This window comes from Paenibacillus sp. N3.4, from assembly GCF_008017805.1.
GTDB lineage: Bacteria > Bacillota > Bacilli > Paenibacillales > NBRC-103111 > Paenibacillus_E.
The window spans coordinates 1-10,081 of sequence record NZ_VRTT01000136.1 but is presented as its reverse complement, the minus strand read 5'-3'; the positions used below and the strand labels follow the sequence as shown (position 1 = coordinate 10,081).

The 10,081-nt window shown below is 38.4% G+C and carries 15 protein-coding genes; 2 read left to right on the top strand and 13 right to left on the bottom strand.

Features of this window, described 5'->3' with window-relative positions:
• Positions 1-236: 236 nt before the first annotated feature.
• The 4 genes from FU659_RS33675 to FU659_RS33665 all read right to left on the bottom strand — a co-directional run bounded on the left by FU659_RS33675 (position 237) and on the right by FU659_RS33665 (position 2,413).
• On the bottom strand, positions 237-632 hold the full coding sequence (locus FU659_RS33675; RefSeq protein WP_147951527.1) for an HIT family protein: 396 nt from the start codon (positions 630-632) through the stop codon (positions 237-239).
• Positions 633-675: 43 nt separating this feature from the next.
• Positions 676-906 (bottom strand): class I SAM-dependent methyltransferase, encoded by a 231-nt coding sequence (locus tag FU659_RS36120; protein ID WP_187274583.1) that lies wholly within the window; start codon positions 904-906, stop codon positions 676-678.
• Between the two features lie 120 nt (positions 907-1,026).
• On the bottom strand, positions 1,027-1,725 hold the full coding sequence (locus FU659_RS33670) for a DUF4386 domain-containing protein (protein ID WP_147951526.1): 699 nt from the start codon (positions 1,723-1,725) through the stop codon (positions 1,027-1,029).
• Positions 1,726-2,080: 355 nt separating this feature from the next.
• Positions 2,081-2,413, bottom strand: a complete 333-nt coding sequence (locus FU659_RS33665) for a hypothetical protein (protein WP_147951525.1) — start codon at positions 2,411-2,413, stop codon at positions 2,081-2,083.
• Between FU659_RS33665 and FU659_RS33660 the strand changes: the two genes are divergently transcribed.
• A complete protein-coding gene (locus tag FU659_RS33660; RefSeq protein WP_261808223.1) occupies positions 2,413-3,663 on the top strand; it encodes an ISL3 family transposase in 1,251 nt (416 codons plus the stop codon). The genes FU659_RS33665 and FU659_RS33660 overlap by 1 nt on opposite strands.
• A 257-nt stretch (positions 3,664-3,920) precedes the next feature.
• Here FU659_RS33660 and FU659_RS33655 read toward each other — a convergent pair whose 3' ends face one another.
• From FU659_RS33655 to FU659_RS33625, 9 genes are all read right to left on the bottom strand, one after another.
• Complete coding sequence (locus tag FU659_RS33655) at positions 3,921-4,334, bottom strand: NUDIX hydrolase (RefSeq protein WP_147951524.1); 414 nt, start codon at positions 4,332-4,334, stop codon at positions 3,921-3,923.
• A 148-nt stretch (positions 4,335-4,482) separates the two neighbouring features.
• Positions 4,483-4,878 (bottom strand): NUDIX domain-containing protein, encoded by a 396-nt coding sequence (locus tag FU659_RS33650; protein ID WP_315971406.1) that lies wholly within the window; start codon positions 4,876-4,878, stop codon positions 4,483-4,485.
• Positions 4,879-5,129: 251 nt separating this feature from the next.
• The gene (locus tag FU659_RS38075) at positions 5,130-5,258 is read right to left on the bottom strand and encodes a hypothetical protein (protein ID WP_261808222.1); all 129 of its coding nucleotides are present in this window, start codon (positions 5,256-5,258) and stop codon (positions 5,130-5,132) included.
• Positions 5,255-5,557 (bottom strand): hypothetical protein, encoded by a 303-nt coding sequence (locus tag FU659_RS39255; RefSeq protein ID WP_397357118.1) that lies wholly within the window; start codon positions 5,555-5,557, stop codon positions 5,255-5,257. The genes FU659_RS38075 and FU659_RS39255 overlap by 4 nt, the downstream gene beginning before the upstream one ends.
• Positions 5,558-5,607: 50 nt before the next feature.
• Complete coding sequence (locus tag FU659_RS33640; RefSeq protein WP_187274582.1) at positions 5,608-6,096, bottom strand: GNAT family N-acetyltransferase; 489 nt, start codon at positions 6,094-6,096, stop codon at positions 5,608-5,610.
• 78 nt (positions 6,097-6,174) lie between these two features.
• Positions 6,175-6,522, bottom strand: coding sequence for a hypothetical protein (locus tag FU659_RS33635; protein ID WP_187274581.1), 348 nt, complete (start codon positions 6,520-6,522; stop codon positions 6,175-6,177).
• Positions 6,523-6,533: 11 nt separating this feature from the next.
• On the bottom strand, positions 6,534-7,412 hold the full coding sequence (locus FU659_RS33630; protein ID WP_147951522.1) for an alpha/beta fold hydrolase: 879 nt from the start codon (positions 7,410-7,412) through the stop codon (positions 6,534-6,536).
• The gene (locus tag FU659_RS36115; protein ID WP_187274580.1) at positions 7,390-7,530 is read right to left on the bottom strand and encodes a hypothetical protein; all 141 of its coding nucleotides are present in this window, start codon (positions 7,528-7,530) and stop codon (positions 7,390-7,392) included. Before FU659_RS36115 ends, FU659_RS33630 begins: the two co-directional genes overlap by 23 nt.
• A 179-nt stretch (positions 7,531-7,709) precedes the next feature.
• On the bottom strand, positions 7,710-8,132 hold the full coding sequence (locus FU659_RS33625; protein ID WP_147951521.1) for a hypothetical protein: 423 nt from the start codon (positions 8,130-8,132) through the stop codon (positions 7,710-7,712).
• A 766-nt stretch (positions 8,133-8,898) separates the two neighbouring features.
• Here FU659_RS33625 and FU659_RS33620 point away from each other — a divergent pair.
• On the top strand, positions 8,899-9,621 hold the full coding sequence (locus FU659_RS33620) for an IS6 family transposase (protein ID WP_397357115.1): 723 nt from the start codon (positions 8,899-8,901) through the stop codon (positions 9,619-9,621).
• Positions 9,622-10,081 lie beyond the last annotated feature (460 nt).

The following is a 10,081-nucleotide window of genomic DNA, read 5'->3' as shown; positions in this document are numbered from 1 at the left end:
ATTTCCAAAAAACGGCATAATATTTTCCGTGAACACAATACAGGATACTCCCAACTATAAAACCGAACATACATTCCATGTTGACATAGAGGGTCTTGCTCTTGGCTAGTGGTTGGTAACTACAAACCCCCACAGTGGACTTTCACCACCTAGTTAATCGCCATGCGTGGCACACCGTAATGAAGCTACCCGACCGTGCCGGCAGCTTCGTCATTCAACTATAGTTTTCCGTTAGTTTAATCATTCCGTTTGTTTTCTCTCACTCCAATAAAACTTCGTAGGTCTTTTCCAGCTAAAGGTTCATCCTCAAAACGTGGTATAACGTGCAAATGGGAATGGAACAAATGTTGTCCAGCTGCCCTATTAGTATTCCAAGCGACATTGTATCCTTGAGGTTGATGCAGCTCGTCAAGATGTTGCTTTACATCCTTTAACAATGAATATGTACCCATCCATTCCTCTTCGGTTAATTCAAACACATTTTCTCGATGCATTTTTGGAACAATGACTCCCGAGCCGATGAGAACCTCTTGAGGCATTTGGAAGAAGATACAATGCTCGTTACTCAATATTTGTTTTTGTCTCTTCTCTATTTCTTGATTACAAAAAACACAGTTTTCATTATAAGACAAGATAATACCCCCTTGTAGTGATTAGGTCAGATAGATACCAAACTTATTCTCTTATTCGATATTCTACCAGTATTATCCTGCCCGTTAGCGTAGCGAGGCTGCCGATCCTTAGGATCTCATGAAAATCATCATTATTTGTGCCTTCGTCGGCAATTGGTCTATGTTCTTGAATCCCTTTCACATATTCTGCAATTTCATTTGAAATCAATCCGGTCCCACAGCCGTAATCCAAAACAATGTCACTTATTTTGAGATACTTTTTCGTTCTTTTCATTATATTGATGCAAGTCTGTTCATCCTTCTTCTCTAATTAATCATATGTATTTGCTGTTTTGTCCCAAAAACTTTCTGATTTATTCATTTCAGTTACACCTGCTTTTCTAGAGCATTCATCTTAATTTGATACAGAATCCTGTACCGCCCGGTTGAATCCTTTAACGATTAGCCATATAGCCAAAACCAATTGTTGAAAGGCTATTGGAATGTTCAACATCATGTAGGTTGCATCCAGACCGATGAAGCGAATCATAAATAATAAGCTTGCCAATATGGACAATGTAGATCCAATAAGACCCGAAACTGACAACCAACGTGGAACTAATTTTGTTTGGTAAAATATGCAGTTAAACAAGAACATAGCCAAAACAAATGCCAGTGTCGTTGCCACATGGTTTACCAAATCACGTCCTTCCCGTAACAATCCACCCAGGGTCTGAAAATACGATATATTCAGAGTTCCAACTTTTGCAAATTCGTGGCTTAATGTCAATAGCAATAGAAGAATGATTACACCAATAATAATGAACACACCCGCAATGATGCCGAAAGCAACAGATCCAAGAGCTAAACCTTTGTTATGCTTACTTAAAATCGGATACATCAAAATAGGAATACCAACATATGCAACAACCATTAACAACTGGAAAAACGCGCCTATTAGTACCTGATTTTCATTTGTAGAAGCCTTGACAAGGTAGTCTGCTCCATCTATAACAGGAACAACACTAAATATACCTGTAACCAACCCGGCTATTAATAACACCCCAGTAATTACTGCAGACCTTCTACCTGAATTTGTACTCTTCCTCAACATATTTAACCTCCCTATAATACCTACCTTTTATAATAATATGACAGGAAAAGGTAAGATAAAACAGATACTTTAGTATGATTAGGCCTCTGTCAAGAAAGTGGATACTATCAAAAATATTATGACCCTTCCTTAGATGAATTCGTTTCCAATTATAAAAAACTCAATGTATCTGTAGATCGTTTCAACCGCTTTTTCTTTTGTCTTAATCTTTGAGAACAGACAACAGGTCTATGAAGCAGTGAGAGCAAAGTACCGAACCGTTGTTAAGGAGACACGCGGAACTGGAGTCTGGACAATCAAGTATGCTTGAATCCAAAGGCTTCAGCTATTCAAGAAGAAAAACAAGTCTACTAATCTATTGAATTTTAAGGGAATCGCGACAACTATCTTGACAAACGCCGGTCGTTAGAGTCATACACCAAGACAAATGATTATTATTATCAAGATCATTCGGATTTCCTTTTATCCACGATAGTTGCCCGCCTTTTACACCTTCCCTTGGAGCTATCCATTTTGCAAAATATCCTTTGTTCCCATTAATCTCTACGATTTTTTCTCCATCAAAATGAACGATTTTCTCATTGGATCCTTTTGTTGCTTCTTCGCTACAGTGAATGTCTGATGTCTGTTCAATAGAGAATGCGTCAATACTGCTAAGTAATATGATTAATAGGGTGGTAATTGACAATGTGGAGCTCAATGAGCAGTAGCGACAATTTAATTGCGGAGATGTTTAAAGTTGCATTAGAACTTGAAGAACCATGGAAATTAACACATATTGAATACGACGAGAAAGATGAAGCTTGGCATCTATTTATCGATTTTGAACGAGGCTCTTTATTTGCTTGTCCGAATTGTGGAACTGCATGTAAAGCATACGATGCCGAGAAAAAGCAGTGGCGACACCTCGATTTTTGGAATTGGAAAACGTATATGCATGCACGAGTTCCAAGAACAGAATGCCTAAATTGCAATAAAGTGACGTTAGTACCTGTTAAGTGGTCACGGTCGAAGTCACACTTCACTTTGAAATTCGACGCATGGGCAATGCGATTAATGGCTGAAATGCCTGTTAATGCTGCAGCATGGGAACTAAGAGAGCACGACACTCGTCTGTGGCGGATATTCCATTATTATGTGGATCAAGCCATGGCTGGGCTTGATTTATCTCAGGTAAAGCGAATTGCCGTTGATGAAACTTCATCACGCCGAGGTCATCGCTATATTACCTTATTTGTGGATGTGGACACGAAGACGGTACTGTTCGCTACAGAAGGAAAAGGCAAAGATACGCTTACGCGTTTCAAACAACATTTACTCGAAAAAGGCGTTGAAACGGCACGAATAAAGGAATTCTGCTGCGATATGTCTACTGCATTTATTTCAGGCGTAGAGGAGCAATTCCCTAAAGCAGAAATAACCTTCGATAAGTTCCATGTCATGATGCTGGTGAATGAAGCTGTTGATGATGTACGTAAAGCCGAGCAGAAAGAGGCACCGCAACTAAAGCGAACCAAATATCTTTGGTTGAAAAATGAAACCAATCTGAAGGAAAAGCAGAAAGAAGAACTTCAGGGCCTCAAAGATAGCAATTTGAAAACCGGCAGAGCTTACCGATTGAAGCTAGCTATGCAAGAGCTGTGGACGACACCACATCTACTCGCTGATGTTTATTTACGCGAGTGGATAGGATGGGCAAGGCGCTCACAGTTGGAACCGATGATGGATCTTGCAAAGACCGTAAAAAAACATGAAGAAGGCATTCTTCGCTGGTTTCATAGCAGGATGACAAATGGCCTGCTCGAGGGAATAAATGGACTCGTGCAAGCAGCCAAACAAAAAGCCCGCGGCTACAGAAACGTTCAAAACCTGATTGCTATGGTTTACATGACCGCTAACAAACTTCGGCTGCCAATGCTTTCAGCACGCAGGTCCTAAATCCGTCTTTAACCCTTCCCCTTTTATACCAGTTTTTAAGAATCTCCTATTTCAGGGGTAACTATGAGCCTATTTTATGTGGCTTTACCCATCCAGTAGAGCGAAGAGCCCTTTTGTTTCGATGATGGCTATCATTAAAACAACGTCTTTGACATAGTGAACCCCCGTTCGTATAATAATAAAAGGGAACAGTTGCCGGCCGCGGCGATCTGCTCCCGGTTTTTGAACTAACGTTTCCGTTAGTTGAGAGGATATGTTTAATCAGTTAGAATACTTTTGCTCATTTTCACTTGTTCAATCATATGTCCTATATTTCCTTCACCTGCAAATAGGGTCATGTCGAAAAAGTCTTGGTTCAAATCAGACCAATATAATTCATTTTCATAACCTGAGACCATGACATCACGCTTCAATTTGCCGACATAAACTTCAACATAGCAATGATGCAAATAGTATTTAAAATCCATTAAATGATGCAAAGTTACATTCTCATTTGATATGCTGGTTTCTTCAAATAGTTCTCTGTAAGCAGCTTCAATCCCCGTTTCTCCACTCTCGATCTTACCGCCAACGAGATTACTTAAACCTTTATAGGGGTTCTTTAATCGTTTGCACATTAGCAACCGATTCATATCTTTACTGTATATCATAAGAACATTATACCCTTGCATGAGCAGTTCCCCTTATTTGTATAATTCGAGTATACATTTATTCTATAATCTTACTAAAATAACCTGCCCGTCCCTTGAGAAAAAGCAACCAATCTTCTTGGGATGGCTGCCTTTTCATGTTGTAAATGAACTATCGTTCTTCGTGAGCTTAAAGCCTACTTTTCAAATAGCTATTAAATAATGTTAATGAGTTCTCTTTTTCTTCAGACATAAGATTTTCTACAATCTGCTTTATCAGTTCTTTATCACGTAGCTCAAAATTGGGAACTAACAAATCCAGTGGTGATATCCACATAGAATCAATTATTTCACTTGTATCTAATTGAAGGGAGCCCCCGATTATTTCCCCAAGAAAATGAAATAATATAACCTGATGATTTGAACTGCTAATAAAATTATAAATGCCTGTAGTGCCTGTAAGTTTAACATTATATCCTGTTTCTTCTTTTGTTTCTCTACGAGCTGCATCAAGAATATTTAGAGGGGAAGTTCCACTTATTTTTAACAGATGCTTTGTTTTCTTTGACCATAAGAACTTTGTCATCACATATTATCGAAACACTTACAACCAGTACAATCCCGTTTTGAGTCATGTTAAGAACCCTCCAATTTCAAAGAAACACCACCACAACCATTAGAACACATGTTCCATTATTTGTAAATGTATACATCTGTGTTTGCCATGCTAACCTGCCCGTTAGCTGAGAAGGCTGCCGTTATATGCTGTCGGCAGCCTTTTCCTGATGTTTATTGAGCTATAGTTCACCTTTAGCTTAGCGACGGGAATTTAAGCGATTACTTTGACCTTTTTTTATTAGCAATTTTTGTTTGTCTTTCATTAGACAAGAAGCCATCAGATAACCATTGACTGTTTTTAATATTTTCATCATCAAGTTTAATCCAAACAGAGTAATCTTTTTTCAACACCTTACATCCCATAGTCCACCACTGTGTTTGCTGATATATGTGAAGTAATAAGCATCATCACTATGTCCCTTGTAACTAATAAAATCGGCTTCGCACTTGAATTGGACAAAAGAGGGCTTTGTATGTAGTGGGATTGTTGGGTTTGTAGCGTCAAATAACCATTTAAGCAAAACGTAGACCATCAAAGCTGAAAATAGCTGTCCGAGCACGGCATTTTCAGTTGTGCCAAACAAGGTAGAAATGTTCAGATGCTGCTTAATCCAACGGAACAACACCTCGATATGCCAACTTTTCAAAAAGATGGTTTTGAAATATTTTCAAAAACATTTTCAACTCGCTTGTTTATTTATTTAACAACTCTCATTCGGTGCATAGATATACCGTTTTCCAGAAAGGAATCTAAGAAGCGAAAGCCTGATTTTTCATAGCAGCGGATGGCCCGTTTATTATCCTGCCGCACATCAAGCTGAACATATCTCAAGTGTGGATCGGAAAAAACGTTCTCCAACATACTTTTCGTGATCTCAGTACCCAGTCCACGTGAGTACAGGGAAGGATCACCAATCACGATGGCGTATTCGATACCCTCACCTGTAGAATCCATGCCTTTCAGACTCACTCGGCCAATCATCCGGTCGTTTGAAATTATTGCGTAATAAATAGCATCGGTACGATTGATCTTTTTTTGCCAATACTTGTTTAACTCATCGATAGTGTAGGGGTGAAACGCTTTGGCGTTCGCCGTTTCATGCAACTCGCGGTTATTATACCAGTCCATCATGACGGGAACATCTGCTAGGGAGATACGCCGGTAAGACCATGTCAATTTTTCCATTTCGATAGATCTCCTCATCTTAGACATTTTTTGGGGGATTCGCTTTTTTGACCATATTCCCCCATCAAAATGTCGACCTTAAGTTTTTACATAAGCAGTTATTTCCTCAGTAGGAGGTAGATGCCCTTCATGTTCCCAAGATAAGAAATAGGACTGAACTTTCCCACTATAAAATACCCAGCTAAAAAATCTTCGTGCAAAATTGTGGAAGCCTTCGGTCCCGAATTGATTCATACATTTACCATCTTTCCAGACGGTCGTGGTTTGACCAACGCCTCCTTGCATTTGTCCAGTCAATTCAGCAAAAAGGATGTCTTCATTTTTGGTCATTGCTTTCATAATAAATTGATTTAATATCCCATTAATCATCAATCGTGGAATATTGAAAAGTTCTCCTCTTGTTACAGAAATCACTGCACCTTGCAAAGGACTTCTCCTTATTGATTTACTGAAGTACTGAAAAACGAAATCATCAACGAATTTATCGTGGCCGGCCGTTCCATGGCCAGCCCGTGGCCAGTATCTGACACTAAGTTCGTTTGTATATACGGAACTAATTGTTTGGCTCTGGTAATCGCTTTTTGTGGATCATACTGAATATCTTGATCTCCGATCAGCAGGAGAATTGGGCATTGAATCGCTTTCAGCTCATCATCATTCATGTAACCTGGAAACAACTTATTTTTTGGCAAAGCATTCTGCATACCCGTAATGAATTGGTTTCTTAAAGTCTCATTAACCTGATTTCCCTTACCGATCATGTAGTTCATTAGGCCGTTCAGCCGTTTGGTTGTCGGGAAGATGCCGGCAAGAAGACACTTGATGAAAAATTTCTTGCTCTGTGGTTGAAAAGAAGCAGCCGGACTCATGACCACCATTTTATTGATAAACTGCGGAGCGTGAATAGCCAAAACCAGTGCAATAAATCCACCATAGGACAGCCCTGCGATATGAGTCTTTTGAATGCCCAATCCGCTCAAGACTTCACGAAACCAACGTGCACATTCTTCTTTATCTTTAATCTGCCGAATCGCTTCGCTTTTGTTAATATCTCCGATAAAATCCACGGAAAAGGTACGATAACTTTTACTTAGCTGCTTCATATTTTCAATCCACATCGTAGAGCTAAATCCGAATCCATGGAAAAGAATCAATGGTTCGGCATCTGTCGGTCCTGAAATAAGTATGTGTGTTTTACCAAAAAAAGTATCTACGTATGTCGATTCGACCGGTACATCCCATTCTAGAAGCGTTCTATCGTAAGCTTGAATAAAAGCTTCCTTCGCACCACTTTTATTTCTGTAGATCGTTTTCATTGATCGAATCTCCAATATCGTTTAGTTTGAAAATCATGAAAGCAATCATTGCCGACATGTAGACAATAAAGTAAGGCTGTTTAATATCTGTATAGGCTTCTACAACAGCCTCATTCATTCATCAATTATGTCTAAAGGGTTGAAATCCTGAGAATAGACGAGCTTTTCGTGAGAAATTCAAATCATACTGAGGGAGTTGAGAAAGGGGTTGCCAATCGGTAGCCCTTTCACCAGCTATAATTCTTTGTGTTTTTCAAGTGACCACCGAGACTTCGATAGAATTTTTGGAGAGAATGTTTAGGTTTTTTTACTCCCTGTAATAAATACAAAAATACTTGAGCCAATCGAGCAACATAACACTGTAGTTAAGACATTAACTTGTAATAAGTTGTAGATGCCTAATATCACCAACAAACAAACTAAAAAATAAAAAAAATTCAGTTTCAGTAAATTTCTTTTAGTGTTTAATCTTCTATGAAGTTCATTGAAATAATCCGACAGATTATAATTTCCGCTGTTTAAGTAGTATCTTATAGCGTCTCTCTCAACTGAAAAGTTAAAATCTTTGGCTGCCTGATACAGGATGAACTCAATCTCCTCACGACTTCCCTGTAATTCTCTTATCATGGTTGTCGAGGTCATTTGTTGGTTTTGTTGGTGTTTGGAGTTAAACAGACTTTCTACATAATTAAGAAATTGTCCTTCAGTTGTTTTATTCAAAAGTACATACCCTCTTTATTTTAATTTAGGTACTTTAAGTCGCCTAACAAAAAATTACATCAGAGCGTCGTTCTTTTAACAATAATTCCTGCAAATGGCTTCCAAGTTCTCAAAATTGGGGAGGCAAACCAATTAATACCCAATAGTAATTAGACTATTTGTTTTTTCTTCTTTGAAAATTGATACACCTCCATCAATTACCCCAAATAAATTTGATAATTGATCAACTTATATTTGATCAATTATCATAAATATTCCTTATTCTCTTTCCAGTAAGAATCTTTCACAAATTTCTTATTAGTATTTTTAATAATATTACTTTATTTTCCATAACCATTGAGTTGTAAATATTCTTTACGAAATCAATGTCATTCATTATATTTTCACATCCCTGAGGAATTGTTCTAAAGCAATTTTTCACATTAACAGTATTAATGAATTGATTCAACTATCCAGCCTTTAGTTTAACAGCTACCGATTATGCTGGCAGCCTGTTGTTGTGCTCTCATTTCCATTACTTCAACAACTTGTTTGATTACATCGTTAAAGGGAACTCTTTCGTCTATGCTATCTGATTGGGCTTAATTTACAGTAGAGTGAAACATCTCGTCATTAAATGAATTTTAGGAAGGATTTTTCATTTTAGACCTCCTTCAATTTACCATCCATATTATAACATTTTTCGTAAATTTGCGTGGAGGTTTGTTAAACGGTTGTGGTGCAAAGCTCAAATTCATGATAACGTAACTGATAATGAAGACATGGTATGGAGCAACTTAGTATGGAAACCAAATTGGATTTATTTAAATGGAAGCAGTATGAGTCAGCAATCATTTTACTAACCGTGCGATGGTATTTAAAATATAGTTTAAGTTATCGAGACATCGTAGAAATAATGAGCGAGCGGGGATTAGAGATTTCCCCTACGACGATTATGCGATGGGTCCATGAGTTTGGGCCCGAAATAGACAAACGAATCCGCCCTTATTTAAAACCAACAAATGATTCGTACAGAACGGACGAAACGTACATCAAAGTCAAAGGTCAATGGAAGTATTTATATAGAGCGGTTGATTCTATGGGGAAAACTATTGATTTTATGTTATCTGAAAATCGAGATATGCCGGCAGCTAAGCGTTTCTTTACAAAAGCTTTGGCCTCGCCACATAATCAATTACCACGTGTGATTACTTTGGACAAAAACCCGGCATATCCACCAGCCATACTAGAATTAATAAATGAAAAAGCCCTGCCAAAAGAAACAATGATTAGACAGACAAAGTGTCTAAACAACATTGTGGAACAAGATCATCGATTCATAAAGAAAATCACAAAACCAATGCTTGGTTTCAAAACGTTTCACACTGCAGAACAGACGTTGAAGGGAATCGAGGCCTTACATATGATTAGGAAAGGGCAGGCCGAAAATAATTCGTCTGTCCTATCTGCTGTTGAATGGCTCAATAAAATATTTGGTATAGTGGCATAGTTAAATTACAATTTGTTGGGAATTTGCTATCCATTTTTATTCTTGCACCACAACCAAATAACACTTATGGCAACTACTAATCTTCTTTTAGTCATCATTTCCCTCCAGCTCGCAAATAGCCCCGTATGTTCCTTCTACATCTCCGTTTCATTCATTCTACTCCCCAATTATTGGAAAGTTGCACGTTACTGATCGTGAGCTGAAAAGGCTACCGTTCTATGCTGCCGGCAGCCTTCTACTGATGTCTATTGAGCTATAGGTAACAATAGGTAAGCATTTGATGTCATCTCCAGCTTTTCCCCTGCTCCACACCGGACGTGCCAGTTTCCCGGCATCCGGCGTTCCCTCTAACTAAATTTACTAAATCATAAGATTGGAATAGGTAAGGCTTTGATATTATCGCTACCTTTTCCCCTCCGCCACACCGTGCAGGCCACTTTCACGGCACACGGCGTTCCAT

Bases quoted from the DNA above. Each gene is read 5' to 3' on its own strand.
- FU659_RS36120 (WP_187274583.1), bottom strand. From the start codon at position 906: ATGAAAAGAACGAAAAAGTATCTCAAAATAAGTGACATTGTTTTGGAT.
- FU659_RS33670 (WP_147951526.1), bottom strand. From the start codon at position 1,725: ATGTTGAGGAAGAGTACAAATTCAGGTAGAAGGTCTGCAGTAATTACT.
- FU659_RS33660 (WP_261808223.1), top strand. From the start codon at position 2,413: ATGTGGAGCTCAATGAGCAGTAGCGACAATTTAATTGCGGAGATGTTT.
- FU659_RS33655 (WP_147951524.1), bottom strand. From the start codon at position 4,334: ATGCAAGGGTATAATGTTCTTATGATATACAGTAAAGATATGAATCGG.
- FU659_RS33650 (WP_315971406.1), bottom strand. From the start codon at position 4,878: ATGACAAAGTTCTTATGGTCAAAGAAAACAAAGCATCTGTTAAAAATA.
- FU659_RS33640 (WP_187274582.1), bottom strand. From the start codon at position 6,096: ATGGAAAAATTGACATGGTCTTACCGGCGTATCTCCCTAGCAGATGTT.
- FU659_RS33630 (WP_147951522.1), bottom strand. From the start codon at position 7,412: ATGAAAACGATCTACAGAAATAAAAGTGGTGCGAAGGAAGCTTTTATT.
- FU659_RS36115 (WP_187274580.1), bottom strand. From the start codon at position 7,530: ATGAATGAGGCTGTTGTAGAAGCCTATACAGATATTAAACAGCCTTAC.
- FU659_RS33620 (WP_397357115.1), top strand. From the start codon at position 8,899: ATGGAGCAACTTAGTATGGAAACCAAATTGGATTTATTTAAATGGAAG.